The organism is Spongiivirga sp. MCCC 1A20706 (genome assembly GCF_046524175.1).
Classification (GTDB): Bacteria; Bacteroidota; Bacteroidia; order Flavobacteriales; family Flavobacteriaceae; genus Spongiivirga.
The window spans coordinates 286,839-301,786 of record NZ_JBEFZF010000003.1; the positions used below are offsets into that span (position 1 = coordinate 286,839).

At 36.0% G+C, this 14,948-nt stretch carries 18 protein-coding genes; 9 read left to right on the forward strand and 9 right to left on the reverse strand.

Annotated features, from left to right (window positions below):
* Positions 1-55 precede the first annotated feature (55 nt).
* Both ABN763_RS09220 and ABN763_RS09225 read right to left on the reverse strand, forming a co-directional pair.
* Positions 56-1,414: a pyridoxal-phosphate dependent enzyme gene (locus ABN763_RS09220; RefSeq protein ID WP_410485171.1), complete on the reverse strand. Its 1,359-nt coding sequence runs from the start codon at positions 1,412-1,414 to the stop codon at positions 56-58.
* 68 nt (positions 1,415-1,482) lie between these two features.
* Positions 1,483-2,718, reverse strand: a complete 1,236-nt coding sequence (locus tag ABN763_RS09225; RefSeq protein ID WP_410485172.1) for an ABC transporter permease — start codon at positions 2,716-2,718, stop codon at positions 1,483-1,485.
* An 11-nt stretch (positions 2,719-2,729) separates the two neighbouring features.
* Here ABN763_RS09225 and ABN763_RS09230 point away from each other — a divergent pair, with 11 nt between their 5' ends.
* The 6 genes from ABN763_RS09230 to ABN763_RS09255 all read left to right on the forward strand — a co-directional run bounded on the left by ABN763_RS09230 (position 2,730) and on the right by ABN763_RS09255 (position 7,172).
* Positions 2,730-3,944 (forward strand): exo-beta-N-acetylmuramidase NamZ domain-containing protein, encoded by a 1,215-nt coding sequence (locus tag ABN763_RS09230; RefSeq protein ID WP_410485173.1) that lies wholly within the window; start codon positions 2,730-2,732, stop codon positions 3,942-3,944.
* Positions 3,945-3,946: 2 nt separating this feature from the next.
* Positions 3,947-4,363, forward strand: a complete 417-nt coding sequence (locus tag ABN763_RS09235; RefSeq protein ID WP_410485174.1) for a VOC family protein — start codon at positions 3,947-3,949, stop codon at positions 4,361-4,363.
* 19 nt (positions 4,364-4,382) lie between these two features.
* A complete protein-coding gene (locus tag ABN763_RS09240; protein ID WP_410485175.1) occupies positions 4,383-4,820 on the forward strand; it encodes a YybH family protein in 438 nt (145 codons plus the stop codon).
* Positions 4,820-5,329 (forward strand): GNAT family N-acetyltransferase, encoded by a 510-nt coding sequence (locus tag ABN763_RS09245; protein WP_410485176.1) that lies wholly within the window; start codon positions 4,820-4,822, stop codon positions 5,327-5,329. The genes ABN763_RS09240 and ABN763_RS09245 overlap by 1 nt, the downstream gene beginning before the upstream one ends.
* Positions 5,330-5,412: 83 nt before the next feature.
* Entirely contained in the window at positions 5,413-5,853 is a 441-nt protein-coding gene (locus ABN763_RS09250; RefSeq protein ID WP_410485177.1) for a MarR family winged helix-turn-helix transcriptional regulator, read from the forward strand.
* Positions 5,850-7,172 carry a serine hydrolase gene (locus tag ABN763_RS09255; RefSeq protein WP_410485178.1) on the forward strand — a complete coding sequence of 441 codons (1,323 nt, stop codon included), beginning with the start codon at positions 5,850-5,852 and terminating at the stop codon, positions 7,170-7,172. Before ABN763_RS09250 ends, ABN763_RS09255 begins: the two co-directional genes overlap by 4 nt.
* A 144-nt stretch (positions 7,173-7,316) precedes the next feature.
* Here ABN763_RS09255 and ABN763_RS09260 read toward each other — a convergent pair whose 3' ends face one another.
* From ABN763_RS09260 to ABN763_RS09270, 3 genes are read right to left on the reverse strand one after another with little or no spacing between them, the layout of a single operon-like run.
* On the reverse strand, positions 7,317-7,748 hold the full coding sequence (locus ABN763_RS09260; protein WP_410485179.1) for a Dabb family protein: 432 nt from the start codon (positions 7,746-7,748) through the stop codon (positions 7,317-7,319).
* Positions 7,749-7,759: 11 nt separating this feature from the next.
* Positions 7,760-8,554: an SDR family NAD(P)-dependent oxidoreductase gene (locus ABN763_RS09265; RefSeq protein ID WP_410485180.1), complete on the reverse strand. Its 795-nt coding sequence runs from the start codon at positions 8,552-8,554 to the stop codon at positions 7,760-7,762.
* A 12-nt stretch (positions 8,555-8,566) separates the two neighbouring features.
* Positions 8,567-9,550: a phytanoyl-CoA dioxygenase family protein gene (locus tag ABN763_RS09270; RefSeq protein WP_410485181.1), complete on the reverse strand. Its 984-nt coding sequence runs from the start codon at positions 9,548-9,550 to the stop codon at positions 8,567-8,569.
* 139 nt (positions 9,551-9,689) lie between these two features.
* On the opposite strand from ABN763_RS09270, the gene ABN763_RS09275 reads away from it, so the two are divergent.
* Positions 9,690-10,532 carry an AraC family transcriptional regulator gene (locus ABN763_RS09275; RefSeq protein WP_410485182.1) on the forward strand — a complete coding sequence of 281 codons (843 nt, stop codon included), beginning with the start codon at positions 9,690-9,692 and terminating at the stop codon, positions 10,530-10,532.
* A gap of 1 nt (position 10,533) precedes the next feature.
* Here ABN763_RS09275 and ABN763_RS09280 read toward each other — a convergent pair whose 3' ends face one another.
* The 3 genes from ABN763_RS09280 to ABN763_RS09290 are packed head-to-tail and all read right to left on the reverse strand — an operon-like array spanning position 10,534 to position 12,754.
* Positions 10,534-11,343 carry a glycerophosphodiester phosphodiesterase family protein gene (locus ABN763_RS09280; RefSeq protein WP_410485183.1) on the reverse strand — a complete coding sequence of 270 codons (810 nt, stop codon included), beginning with the start codon at positions 11,341-11,343 and terminating at the stop codon, positions 10,534-10,536.
* A 58-nt stretch (positions 11,344-11,401) separates the two neighbouring features.
* A complete protein-coding gene (locus ABN763_RS09285; protein WP_410485184.1) occupies positions 11,402-12,232 on the reverse strand; it encodes a sterol desaturase family protein in 831 nt (276 codons plus the stop codon).
* Positions 12,233-12,262: 30 nt separating this feature from the next.
* Positions 12,263-12,754 (reverse strand): YkgJ family cysteine cluster protein, encoded by a 492-nt coding sequence (locus ABN763_RS09290; protein WP_410485185.1) that lies wholly within the window; start codon positions 12,752-12,754, stop codon positions 12,263-12,265.
* 33 nt (positions 12,755-12,787) lie between these two features.
* Between ABN763_RS09290 and ABN763_RS09295 the strand changes: the two genes are divergently transcribed.
* The gene (locus ABN763_RS09295; RefSeq protein WP_410485186.1) at positions 12,788-13,498 is read left to right on the forward strand and encodes a class I SAM-dependent methyltransferase; all 711 of its coding nucleotides are present in this window, start codon (positions 12,788-12,790) and stop codon (positions 13,496-13,498) included.
* A 2-nt stretch (positions 13,499-13,500) separates the two neighbouring features.
* Here the strand turns inward: ABN763_RS09295 and ABN763_RS09300 are convergent, their stop codons facing one another.
* Positions 13,501-13,902 (reverse strand): lipocalin family protein, encoded by a 402-nt coding sequence (locus ABN763_RS09300; RefSeq protein WP_410485187.1) that lies wholly within the window; start codon positions 13,900-13,902, stop codon positions 13,501-13,503.
* Between the two features lie 233 nt (positions 13,903-14,135).
* Here ABN763_RS09300 and ABN763_RS09305 point away from each other — a divergent pair, with 233 nt between their 5' ends.
* Positions 14,136-14,912 carry a membrane metalloprotease gene (locus ABN763_RS09305; RefSeq protein WP_410485188.1) on the forward strand — a complete coding sequence of 259 codons (777 nt, stop codon included), beginning with the start codon at positions 14,136-14,138 and terminating at the stop codon, positions 14,910-14,912.
* The last annotated feature ends 36 nt before the right edge of the window (positions 14,913-14,948 follow it).

Below are 14,948 nucleotides of genomic sequence, written 5' to 3' on the forward strand. Positions count from 1 at the left end.
GTCAAATTCATTTTAGACTAAAAGTAATCAATTTGACTCGAAATCGAGCCTAAAGCTAGATCGCACTAATAATATCGTGCTTGGTAATAATATGATGATTACCGTTACCAAGATCAACCAAAACGGCTTGATTTTCTTTGGTAATTAGCTTAGATACTTTATCAATGGTTGAATTAGCCTTTACAATAGGAAAAGGATCTTGCATTACCTCTTTAATCGCAACTGTAGCGATGTCATGATTTTCTATATATGCCTGCAAGAGTGTTGACTCATCAAGAGACCCCACAAAACCTTCATGATCTTCAACAGGAATCTGAGATATTTTAAACTCACGCATACGCTCGATCGCATGTTGCACTAATTCCTCAGTTCGTACTGTAATTAGCGGTTTATCACTATGATCTTTTATTAAATCGACGGCTACGGTAACCTCTTCTTCTAAAAATCCTCGATCGCGCATCCAATCATCATTAAACATTTTACCTACATATCGGCTTCCATGATCATGAAATAAAATAACGACCACATCGTCAGGTTGAAAGTGCTCTTTCAACTGCAATAATCCCTTAATCGCAGCACCAGCAGAATTACCTAAAAACATTCCCTCTTCTTTTGCCAAGCGGCGTGTGTAAATAGCTGCATCTTTATCGGTAACCTTGGTAAACCCATCAATCACATCAAAATTCACATTGGCAGGAAGAATGTCCTCTCCTATACCTTCGGTCACATACGGATAAATCTCATTTTCATCAAAGATTCCTGTTTCATGATATTTCTTAAATACTGAACCATACGTGTCAATTCCCCAAACTTTCACATTTGGATTTTGCTCTTTAAGATATTTACCTACTCCGGAAATAGTACCTCCTGTTCCTACTCCCACAATAAAATGAGTCACTTTCCCATCCGTTTGCTCCCAAATTTCGGGTCCAGTACTTTGGTAGTGTGCCTTAGCATTTGAAGGATTATCATACTGATTTACATACCATGAATTTGGGGTTTCTTCAGCTAAACGCTTCGAAGTAGAATAATATGACCTCGGATCATCGGGCTCAACATTCGTAGGACAAACAACCACTTCGCTTCCTACAGCTCGAAGAATATCCATTTTTTCTTTTGATTGTTTATCGCTAATAACACAGACCATTTTATAGCCTTTGATAATGGCTGCAAGTGCCAAACCCATTCCGGTGTTTCCGGAAGTGCCTTCTATGATCGTTCCTCCTGGTTTCAACCGCCCATCTGCTTCAGCATCTTCAATCATTTGTAATGCCATGCGATCTTTAACCGAATTGCCCGGGTTAAAAGTCTCATATTTTGCAAGTACTAAGGCATCAACTTCTTCTACCAGTTTATTCATTTTAACCATAGGCGTATTGCCAATGGTTTCCAAAATATTATTAGCGTATTCCATGTATCAATATTCAGGCTGCAAAGATACTTGTAATCTTTACAATAAAGAAGCACATTAGCAGAAGCTTTTTAGTCAAACCGAATGGCCTTTACAGGACTAATTTTTGCGATTATTACTGATGGAAGTAAGAGCATTAATAAACAAAGAACCAGAATCCCCAGATTTAAGGCAATGATGTATCCACCGTCAATATAAACAGGAGCTTCTGAAACATAGTAATTTGCGGGGTCCAACTTAATAAATCCGAATTTCTTTTGTAGATATAAAAGTCCTATCCCAATAATATTGCCCCACAATAATCCCATAATAATTAAGTAACCAGCATTGTATAGAAAAATCTTACGAATACTCCAATCTTGCATACCCATTGCCTTGAAAATACCAATCATCGGGGTACGTTCTAAAATGAGAACAAGTAAGGCAGTAATCATATTAATACCCGCCACTAATATCATGATGACCATTATAATAATGATATTGAAATCGAAAATAGCAAGCCATTCAAAAATGGTAAAAAACTGATCAGCAATGGTCGTCGTATTCAAGGTAGATAAAATACTACCATACACTTCGTTTCCTTTTTCTTTTAGTTCAGAAAAATCACTAATAAATACCTCAAAACTTCCCACTTGATCTGCTTTCCAACGATTCATACGCTGAATATGCCTTATATCAGCAAAAACAAACTTCTCATCAAACTCTTTAAAACCGCTGTCATATAACCCAACAATGGTAAAGTTTCTTTTGTTTGGGATATCTGAATTTTCTCTAAGAAAGAATGAACCAAACGAATCTCCCACTTTTAATTGAAGTCGATTCGCCATATAGGATGACAACATCACCTCTTTATTCTCCTTATCGCCATCGACATTTGGATGCCTCCCTTCAACAATAAACTCTGTGAAATTTCCCCAGTGATACTCCGGTCCGACTCCTTTTAAAACAATTCCTTCAAAAGTCGTTTCTGTCCTAATTACTCCGGCTTTTGTAGCTATAGCCTGTATATGTTTAATACCATCAATAGTTTTAAACTCAGGGTAAAACTCTTGATTAGTCGAAATAGGTTTAATCGAACTCTGTGAATTATTATTATCAAAATTAACGATCTGTATATGACCGTTAAAAGCAGCAACTTTCTCTCTTATTTTTTGCTGTAAACCAACACCAACGGCGATGGCAACCATCATCATAATTAGCCCTAACGCAATAGCACTAATCGCAATTTTTATAATCGGCCCTGATATGCTACTTTTATAATGCTTGCTACCTATTATTCGCTTGGCAATAAAATATTCTAAATTCAACGGATTAAACTGTGTTACAACTTTTCAAAAATACGCTTTTAGCTTGTCTTTTCTTATTAATATCCTGTGGCAGTAATGGACGGAACAATACCACTTCTCATCCGCAAGCCACTGTGCAAAAAAAGCCAACAACAGCGGCCAACCAAACAGAAATCTATCTAAACAAATTGAAAGGAAAACACGTTGGAATCGTAGCCAACCAGACCTCTGTTATTTTTAAAGATAATGGGTATACCCATTTGATTGACTCATTACTGACATTAAACATTGATATAACTAAGGTATTTGCTCCCGAACATGGATTTCGCGGTGCTGCCGATGCCGGGGAAGATGTAGAAGATGGGATTGATAAAAAAACCAAACTACCCATTTTTTCGTTGCATGGAAAACATAAAAAGCCTACCAAAGAACAACTAGAAGATCTCGATCTTGTCGTTTTTGACATACAAGATGTTGGTGTTCGATTTTACACCTATATATCAACCCTGCACTATGTAATGGAGGCTTGTGCTGAACAAAACAAAAAGCTTCTCATTTTTGATCGGCCGAATCCGAATGGACACTACGTAGACGGTCCAACATTAGAAAAAGAACATAGTACTTTTTTAGGTAAACATCCCATTCCATTAGTTCATGGAATGACGATTGGTGAATATGCGCAGATGATTAACGGTGAAGGTTGGCTGAAAAATGGTTTGCAATGTGACATAGAAATAATTACTGTTGCGAACTATAATCATGCAACTCCATATAGCCTTGTAATACGTCCGTCTCCCAACTTACCAAACGATAAAGCGATTAACCTATATCCAAGCCTGGGACTTTTTGAAGGTACTTATATCAACGCTGGTCGTGGTACTGAATTTCAATTTCAACGGTATGGAGCACCATTTTTAGATAGTACAAAATATGATTTTAAATATTGGCCGCGGCCTAATTTTGGATCGAAGTACCCCAAGCATTCAGGTGGAGTATGTTATGGCAAAGACTTGACGAATTCTGCATATTTATCAGAGGTTGATTTAAGCTGGGTAATAGATGCTTACAATAACACTACTGACAAAAGCTTGTTTTTTAAAGATCGGGGCTTCACTATACATGCGGGTAACGAACAATTACGTAAGCAAATTGAGACTGGCATGACTTCTGATGAAATTCGTGAGACATGGAAAGAAGATATTAACCGCTTTTTGCAAATAAGAAAGAAGTACTTACTATATGATTAATCATGAATGAGATTTTTAACACCTATCGTCCTGAAGGATTCCATACGGTAAATTCATATTTATTTACTGCGGATCCACTAGAGCTAATCGATTTTTTAAAACATGTATTTTATGCTGAAGAAATCGGCAGGTCGTTACACCCGAAAAGCGGAGTTATTTCAAATTGTATATTAAAAATTGGAGATTCATGTATCATGATCAGTCAAGCAACTGAATCGTTCTTAAATATGAGAACGGCGCTTTACTTATATGTTGATGATGTAGATGAAATACACGATCGAGCCGTATCGCATGGTGCAAAAGTTGAGTTTATGCCAGCTGATATGGATTATGGTGATAGGCAATCCGGGATTATCGATCCTGCTGGAAACTATTGGTGGATATCGAAAAGACTAGTTGAAAAAGGATACCATGACTAACCAGCAGATAATAAAAGCTATGAAACATTTTAAAGTATTAGCAATGTTACTGCTAATTTTAACGAGTTGCAACAATAGCTACCAAAATGATGAAAAATGGAAGAAAGAAATCATACAAGTTGAAAAAGACTTTAATGATATGGCACAAAAAGAAGGCCTAGTCAAAGCTTTTGAGTATTATGCTGCAAAAGATGGTGTAATACGAAGAGGTAAAAAAGTTATTAAGGGAAAAGAATCAATTGCTAAATGGTATCAAAATGATGTTAGACCCAACGAAACATTGACCTGGAAACCTACTTTTGTTGATGTCAGTGTATCCGGAGATTTAGCATACACATATGGTGATTATGTTTTTACTTCATTAGACTCTTTAGGAAACAAAAAAGAAAACAAAGGTATTTTCCATACTGTTTGGAAACGACAAAAAGATGGTAATTGGCGATTTGTTTGGGATTAATGAGTATACTACAAACCGAAAGATTAAGCCTTGATAAAGCTACTGAAAAGGATGCTAGCTTTTTTTATAAACTTTTAAATAGCCCGAATTGGATTCAGTTCATTGGTGATAGAGGAATAAATAATGAAGAAGATGCATTAAACTACATTAAGAATAGTCTTATTCACTCCTACAACACTTTTGGTTTCGGTTTATATAAGGTTGTGTTAAAAGAAAATAATATCCCGGTTGGTATTTGTGGCTTTGTAAAACGCGATTACTTAAACCATCCAGACATTGGCTTTGCCATCTTACCCAAATATGAAGGAAATGGCTTTGCGTTTGAAGCAGCTCAAGAAATCGTTAACTATGGACTATCAACGCTGGGAATGGAACAAATTTTGGGTATTACAACACCGGGCAACATAAAGTCTCAAAATTTACTTTTAAAAATTGGCCTTCAACAAGTCGGATTCATCTCCCCCGACGACGACCAAAAGGAGCACCTACTATTTTCTTTTAATCATTAAGAATCCCTATTTCATAAAAAAAATATAATTTTTATTATTTATTTGATATATCAATTATATTTGTATCAATTAATTGATCAACCATGCAATTTAAAGATCCTTCGGAAACCATTTTTTACCAAATTGAAAAAGCTATAAAGCAATATCGCACTATGGCGCAAGGAAATTTAAATGTGCTAGGCTACAACGTAACTATTAATCAAATCCTTTTGATGATTCAAATTAAAAGACAAGCAGACATCACTCAAGTTGAACTAGCCAATCTTTTATTTAAGGATGTAGCATCAATAACCAGAATGATTGAATTATTGGTAAGAGAAAATCTAATTGAACGGGCAGAAAATAAAAACGACCGAAGAAAAAAGGACCTCAAAATCACTAAAAAAGGTGAGATACTTTTGGAACAAGCAATCCCAATAATCTCAAAAAACAGAGCTATTGCTCAAAAAAATATGAGCAAAGAAGAAGTACAGAACCTTTTTAAATTATTAAATAAAATCATCATCAATACATCAAAAAAATGAAACAGTTAATGAAAGTGCTATTTTTTGTTTGCTTAGTTGCATGCAAAACAAACGGCAAATCGCAATCTCCTTACTCTGTAACTACATCAACAGTAAAAAAACTTCTTGATAGTACTGACTTAGGTAAAAACTACCACGGCTCAATTTTAATTGCAGATGGCGATGAAATTCTATTTAAAAAAGCATATGGGATAAACGGGATAACCAAGGAACCTAACAAAGTAGATACAAAATATGGTATCGCATCCATGGGTAAAATGTTCACCGCCATTGCCATCATGCAGTTGGCAGAGAAAGAACAAATTTCTCTTGAGCAAACTATTGGGGATATCTTGAAGGACTACCCAAATGAACAGGCAAAAAAAATCACTGTAAAGCAACTACTCTCTCATACTTCTGGGCTCGGTGACTTCTTCGGGCCTGAGTTTGACCAACATCAGGATTCCATAAAAAATTTAAAAGATTTCTTACCATTTTTTGTTAATGACCCTTTAGAATTTACCCCTGGCGACCAAATGCGCTATAGTAATGCCGGTTATATTGTTTTAGGTTTGATTATTGAAAAAATTACTGGAACTGATCATAATTCTTATGTCGCAAAGAACATATTAGCCCCTTCCGGCATGTCATCAAAAGTATCATTATCAAGCTCTGCAGGTGGTGGCGATCTTACGATAGATGATTTTCACAAATTTGCACTAGCGCTTAAAAATAACACGCTTATCAGCAAAGAATCATTTTCACAAATGACCATTGATCATTATGGCAACGGATATGGTTATGGCATGAGTTTAAGAAATTTAAATGGCAAGGCGATTTATGGGCATAATGGTGGAGCGCCAGGCACGTCAGGAGAACTAGATATGGTAAAGGGAGATTCGCTCATAATCATAACACTATCAAATAGAAGCCCGATGGAAGGTTGGGCACAGCTAAGAACCAACATTAGAAAAGAGTTTTTTGGCAGTACTCCAGAAACCACAGAGTTTTTAAATACTGAAGCGGTTGTTAAAACTTATAAGGAAAAAGGCTTTGAAGAAGCACGTAAACTACTTACAAAGCTGGACAATAAAATCTCTGATAGAAATACATTTAGATTTGCCCAGCAATATGCTGAACAAGGGCAAGTAAATATGGCTATTGACATTTTAAAACTTATTGTTCAAGCTTACCCAAATGAGTGGCATCCCTATAGCTTTCTTGCCGACTTTCAGTTACAAGCGGGTTTAAAAGATAAAGCGATTGAGAATTACAAAAAAAGTCTTGAATTAAATTCTGAAAATGAACATGCCATACAACAGCTAAAAACAATTAAGTAAATGCGTGGCAACAACATTACGTATCCAAGAGCTTTACTATCTTAAAAACCAACCAATACCAACTCCCCGATTGATGATAGCATTCTTTTGGGGAGTATTTTTGAGCAGCCATGATAGCAAAGGATTAAAACAACTACCAAAACCTCAGTTGGTCCAATAATCAACAACAAATACTTTTTCTAAATGTGGTTGTAAAGCAGCTACAAACTCTTGATGCTTAGGGTGTGGTGCATATACCGAATCTCTGTCCTTTTCAGAAGAAAAAGTCACCAAATAACAATGTGTAAATCCTTGGTGAAAATCTTCAGGGCTGTCATTCAGCCCCCATTCAAAATCTTTTATTTCCGGAATTGAAGTAGGTAATGTATTAAACATATCATTTAGCTTTTCAACCTCCTCTTTCGGGGCTTCATCTTTAAATTTAAAAAGTACTACATGGCGTAGCAATTTCTCTGGCATAACTTCTTCTTTAATTGATGCTATTTCTTTTTTTTGTTGATTAGTTTCCTTACACGAAAGCCAATAAGATCCTACCAGGACTAGTGCAAATAATCTAATAATTACATTCTTTTTCATTTAATATAGTTTTATAAAATTCCTCCTATACTGCCACCATCAACTTTAATTACCGCTCCGTTCGTTGCAGCTGACAATGGGCTGGTATAATAAGCAATAGTATTAGCAACCTCATCTACCGATGCAAATCGTTGTAATAAGGATGACGTTCTTACTTTCTTAAAAAAGTCGGCCGAAACAAGGTCTTTGCTCTTCCCCTCTTTCTCTGCAGTCATCTTAAGAAACTCTTCAGCACCCTCTGTTAATGTCGATCCAGGAACAATAGCATTTACCGTCACACCACTACCCTTTGTTAACTGGGCCAATCCTCTTGATAGTGCTAACATAGCAGCCTTACTAGTGCTATACGCAATGAGATCTTCTGGCACTAAGGTCGCGCATTCGCTAGATATAAATAAGATTCTACCCCAATTTTGTTTCAGCATTTTTGGTAGAAAATACCTAGATAAGCTAACGCCGCTCATTACATTTACTTCTATTTGCTGTTGCCAGTCATCATCTGTAGTTTCAAAAAAGCTTTGTGATTTGTAGATGCCTACATTGTTAATTAGAATATCAACTTCAGGCAGTTTCTTTAAAAGATTATCTACTTCCTTCTTATAAGAAAAGTCCGCTTCAACACCTGAAACCAAACCACTTGGCACTTCTTTTTCAAGTCGTTTCACAGCATCAGTAACACTATTTTTACTTCTACCATTAATTATAATATTGGCTCCTTCTTTAGCTAAAGCCTTTGCAGTTGCAAAACCAATACCCGCGGTCGATCCGGAAATAAATGCAGTTTTTCCTTTTAGTTTTAAATCCATTCAATATCTATACTACCAGTTTCTCAAACCTAATAACTTCTCCCCAAGTGTTGTAAGCTTAGCGGTATCATATTTAGTTTGTTCCCAATTTCTTGGGTCTCCGGGAAACGCATATCCCTCGGGAGCTATTCTATTTTTCCAGGAATTAATGCGCCATTCTTTTAACGCTTTATCATCTTCTTGAGCAGGCATCATAGCAATATATTGAGCAATTCGCACCTTATCCTCAGATAAATTAGGTCGTATTCCATGCGGCTCAGCACTATTAAAAATAAGAAGATCTCCGGCTTCTAAAGGCACTTTTACTAACTTATCTTGTAAATCAGATACGTCGGGTTTAAAATGGTCGCGATCATCAGGTTGCGTTAGCTTCCAAGTATCATAATTTTTGAACAACCAAGGAATGCATTGAAAGCCCCCCATATTCTCATCAGTTTGATCAGCCAATGCTAAAACGCCTTGCACATTCTGAGGTTTCGTTTCTGGATCATAGTCCCAATGAATAAAACCTTTATATTCAAAACCGGGTCTAATTGGGAAATTTAAGTTCGCTCTGTCAATGGTCACCCAAAGTTTCTCCGTACCCCAAATATCAACAAATGCATCATAAACTTTCTGTGCTTGGCGATTATTCCACAAATGCTGGTTATTATATACCTCTACCATTCCAGTACCTGCCAACTCCTTCATTTGCATTTCAGCTCGTGGCGCAGTGTACCATGTACTTTTATCCTCAGGGTTTTTGTCTTCAAACTCCCACAGAAAATTAGCAGTTGCTTGAGCTTGAGTTTTTGGTATAGCATTCTTCACAACTACATAGCCGTTTTCCTTCCAAAATTCCCACTGATCTATCGTTAAAACACGTAATGAATCATATGTAGCTTCTTTGCGTAATTGCACATTACTACTCTTTGCAGTGGACGGATTCCCAGGAATATCCGTGTGCTCATTTTTTGGAGCCATCGTAGCCGCCATCGTCTTTTTATCATCATTCATAACCCAGTAATTTTAATTATTAATACTACAAAGTTGAAGCATAATACGGTGTGATAGTTTACGGAAGTTAACCAATAATTGTACAAAATTGATATTTTGATGATTTATGGACACATTTTGTCTTAATTTAGTAATACTTATGAAAATTCAACTAGAAACAATAAGTAATAAAACGAATCGCTCGTTTTCAATGATATATAATCCGAGATTAAGCGATCTATTTTATTGGCATTTTCATGAAGAGTATGAATTGGTATATATAGAAGCCGAAAGCGGACCTCGGCACGTAGGCGATCACATAAGCACTTATCAAAAAAGTGATCTTGTATTGATCGGCTCAAATATTCCCCATTTGAATTTTGACTATGGCTTAAAAACGGACTATAGAAAAGTTGTTGTTCATTTAAAAAGAGATTTTATTGAGCGTCACATAGAGAAATCTCCTGAACTCTCCGCTATCAAAAGTTTATTTGAAAGATCGCAACATGGTCTTGCTTTTGCCGGACAACTTAAGAAAAAAATAGGCGAGCAGTTATTTGGTTTTGAACAATTACAACCATTTGAACAGTACATTCAGCTTTTAGAAGTACTACAATTACTTAGTGAAACCGATTCTTTTAGCCTACTACACGAAAGACCATATACGAGAAGAATCAGTGAACGGCAACAAAATCGCATGCGAGCTATTTACGCTTTTATAGATAAAAATTACCATAAAAAAATTGAATTAAATGAGATTGCACTTATTAGCAACATGACTAAAGAGGCATTCTGTAGATATTTTAAAAAGGAAACCGGATACACGTTTACTACATTTCTAAATAGATACAGAGTTAGCCAATCTAAACGATATTTAATGTCTGGAAAAAGTGTAAGCGACGCTTGTTACAGCAACGGCTTTGAAAGTTTGTCTTATTATAATCGAATTTTTAAAAAGGTGACTAATGAAAACCCCAGTGCTTTTAGAAAACGATATGTGTAGTTTAATCTTTAAGCAGTTTTATCAATCGATCTGGATAATCAGTAATGATTCCATCAACTTTTAGTTTAATGAGCTGCCACATGATTTCTTCCTCATTTGCCGTCCATGGAATTATTTGATAACCTTCTTTTTGGTAATGACCAACATTTTCTTGATCAAGAAGAGCAAAGTAAGGGCTAATTATCCTTGGCCTAAAGGAAAGCTGTTTCAATTTTAGATCGATAGCTTCATTTTCATCTATCAATAACGCAGTACTAATTTTGGGATTCATTTGATGAACCACTTCTAATGCACGAATATCAAAAGATTGAATGGTCACCCGATCTACAAGCCTTCTTTCTTGAACCATCTCCACCAACAATCTTGCGAATTCTGTCACTTTAGGCGAAAACACCTCGTCATAAGAAGGAAGGCTTTTTATTTCAATATTGTATAAAATGGCGCTTTTAGTCTTTTTTTCAGCTACATCAAAAACTTCTGATAACAACGGCTTATGTACCTTCAATTTTTGTTGATCAGGAAATCGAGGGTGTACTTTAAGTCCAACATCAAATTGTTGAATCTCGGCATAATCCATATGATATAGATTGAAAGACTTTTCATTTTCTTCCGTAATTTCTTCCCCTCTAGGTCCGGTAGAAATTTCATGATTCATAAAAGGCTCATGTGAAACGACAAGCTTAAGATCTTTAGAAACAGCCAGATCAAGTTCCAGTGTCGTTACACCCAAATCGATCGCTCTTTTAAATGCTGGAATGGTATTTTCAGGTAATAATCCTCTACAACCACGGTGACCCTGTATATCAATCATTAATGATTTTTTAGGTTGACTACAAGCACTTAACAGTAGTACAACAATGACTAGCTTTTTATTCACTGGTTGTGACTTTTCTATAGCCTTGAAATGGGATTTTCAATAATGGGCCTATCTCTGCGTTCTCTTTAGGATCTGGAACCGTATCTACACCGTACACAATATCCTCATTATTCATTTTAGCAAACGTCCCAAATAATCGATCCCAAATGGAAAAAATATTACCATAATTGGTATCGGTATATGGCATAACATGGTGATGATGCACTTTATGCATATCGGGAGACACTATTACCCAGCTAATTGCGGTATCCAACCACTTTGGCATTTTGATATTCGCATGGTTAAATTGAGAAAGAACAACTGACAAACTTTGGTACAGCATTACCACTCCGATAGGTGCCCCCACTATAAAAACACCGGCTAGTGTAAATGCAAAACGAATGACACTTTCGCCAGGATGATGCCTGTTGGCTGTAGTGGTATCTACATTGGTATCGGTATGATGAATAATATGAAACATCCACAAAGGCTTAATCCTATGTTCGGCCCAATGAGCCGTATATGCACCTATCAAATCCAATAGTGCGATACCTAATAGTACATAAGCCCAGAGCGGCATATTAGGTAACCATTGTAGTATTCCAAAATCAGTGGCCACGACCCAATCCGCTGTTTTTAAAAGCAAAAAAGCCAAAACAAAATTGACGAGAATAGTGGTAATTGTAAAAAAGATGTTGGTCCAAGCATGTTTAAACTTTTTGTACCTCATTTTAAATAAAGGGACAGCATACTCTAATAAAAAGAAAAATGTAATTCCGCCAACCAATATGATACTTCGGTGAGAAGAAGGAATGGTCTCAAAATATGAAATAATCTCTTCCATGTTTTTACTTTTTTTAGCAATATAATTTATTTATAGCAATCGCTGTTTCATCTTTTCAACAATATTAAAAGCCGCTGGGCAAATGGCTACGTTTTTTAATGTAAGGTTGGTTATTTGCTGAAATTTCTTCCTATCAGTATGCGGAAACTCTTTGCATGCCTTTGGTCGAACATTATAAATTGAACAATAATTATCGGCACCTAAAAATGTACAAGGAACCGACTGAAGCACATAGTCATTATCTTCATCTATACGTAAAAACTGACTTACAAATTGATGATCCTTCATTTTAAAATGCTTGGCAATACGACTAACATCTTTATCAGTAAATAACGGACCGGTAGTTTTGCAGCAATTAGCACATGTTAAACAATCTGTTTGCTCAAACTCTTCATCATGTAATTCTTGCATGATGAAGTCCAATTTTTTGGGTGGCTTTTTTTTAAGCTTTGTAAAAAACTTCTTGTTTTCAGTATGCTTATCTTTGGCTCGCTCTGGAAGTTCTTTCAACAGTTCGTCCATTCTTTTTTTATACAAAGTTAACCATTTAGTACTATGGATATTTTAGGCATGGCCATGCTCGATTATATCAACGGAAATTATTCCGAAGACATTATAACAGAAACTTCTATCTCAGAAAAAGATGTCTTATCGATCCCATATTTGTTTCGAGATTATCATGAGATGCCATTAATTGAAAAGAAAGCATTGGACCTATCGTATGGAAAAGTTTTAGATGTAGGCTGTGGAGCGGGTAGTCATAGCTTATATCTTCAAGAAAAACGTAATTTAGAAGTAAAAGCAATTGATATATCAAGAGGTGCCATTGAAACTTGTATTAAGCGAGGAGTAAAAAACGTTGTTGACCAGGACTTTTTCAATATAAAAAATGAGAAGTTCGATACCATTTTATTGTTAATGAACGGATTGGGTATTTGCCAAACACTTGCCGGAATTGATGCGCTATTCAAACAACTTAAAAACCTACTGACAATTGATGGTCAAGTGCTGTTAGATAGTAGTGATCTTATTTATATGTTTGATCAAGAAGAAGATGGTAGTATACTTTTAGAAGCTGGTCAAGGATATTATGGTGAGCTTCAATTTAGAACCTATTATAAAGACGCCGTAGGTGAGCCCTTTGACTGGTTGTATCTAGATTTTAATACGCTACAACGTGCTGCAAGCTATAATGGCTTTAGTTGTGAAATGGTACAAGCAGGTGAGCACTATGATTATTTGGCCAAATTGATGTTAGATAATTAAAATTAGTCACCTATTTTACGGTAGCGTTCCGCGCAAGGTTCAATACATAAATAATTTAGTACTAGCCTACCTGATATCAATTCAAATACTACACCGTACTGTTCAGGAAAACCTTCGCATGAAATGGAAATAGTACTATCTTCTAAGGAGTAAGTTCCTGTTTGATTTCCATTTTCGTCATTTGCAATACCACAGAGTGTTCCCCTTGTAACGGAAAAGGTTCCATCAGCATTAAACTGAAGTCTTTTTCCAGATGAAAGTGGTCTAAAAACACCACTACCATCTCCTGGGTCAGCTAACCTATCGGTTATTTCCCAAGTGCCAACAACAGTATCGGTATTAAAATCATCATCGTTATTACAAGAAATGAGTAGTAGAAACAGGATCACTAAAATCTTCTTCATCTGTTATTGTTTTCTTAAAGATGCATTTGTCTTTAATGGTTGCGTAAGCATCCGTTTATTTTTACAACTAAGAACAATGTTAAAATAATTCGATTATTTAACAGTTATAGTTCATAGCCATTGGTAAACTTGCATATGAGCAAGTCCATAAGGCTTATGATTGAAAATAATTTAGGTTTCGAGCTAAGCCTCGGAGAATTTTAATATCGATTATCGAGTAAAAGAATCATCAAATGATCGGAAAAAGAATCCTTTTAAGTATTGCACTTTTTAGTCTGTTAATAGTTTCATCATGTAAAGAAGATGATGGTGGCAACGATCCTATGATCGATCGTACAGCCAACTTACAAGCCACGGGTGATTCCGCAAACGACCTTTTAAGTGATACCACCTACACTAGTCTTGCTTTAGAAATTGTATCGGTTAGAGGATTCGAACTAAGACCAAGTTCAGTGCAAAATTTAACTACCTTTTTAAACGCACGCATAAATAAACCTGGGGGTATCAGAATTGTACAACGCTCCATCGATGCACCCCAAAATGAAGATTATTCTTTACAGCAAATTGCTAATATTGAACGTGACCAACGGCAAATTTACAATTCTGAAGATGAAATTGCTGTTTATCTTTTCATGGCAAATAGAAAATCTGAAGAAGACACGGATCCAGATAGTTTTACCCTTGGCGCTGCATATAGAAACACGAGTTTTGTATTGTTTGGGTCGGTAATTCAGGACTTAGGAACTAGCAATAATGGCGTTAGTACCGCGCAAATTGAAAGCGCAACATTAAACCATGAATTCGCTCATCTATTGGGTTTGGTTGATTTGGGAAGCCCGATGGTAGAAGACCATTTAGATGAAGAAAATGGGCAACACTGTGATGTACCGAACTGCTTAATGAATTTTCAAATTACCTTTACCTCTGGAGCAATGAACATGATGGGAAGCACTATACCAGAATTAGACCCGCTTTGCATTGCTGATTTGCAAGCGAACGGTGGAAAATAGTTGTTAAAGTGAAAGACAACATATAAAACTCTTGAA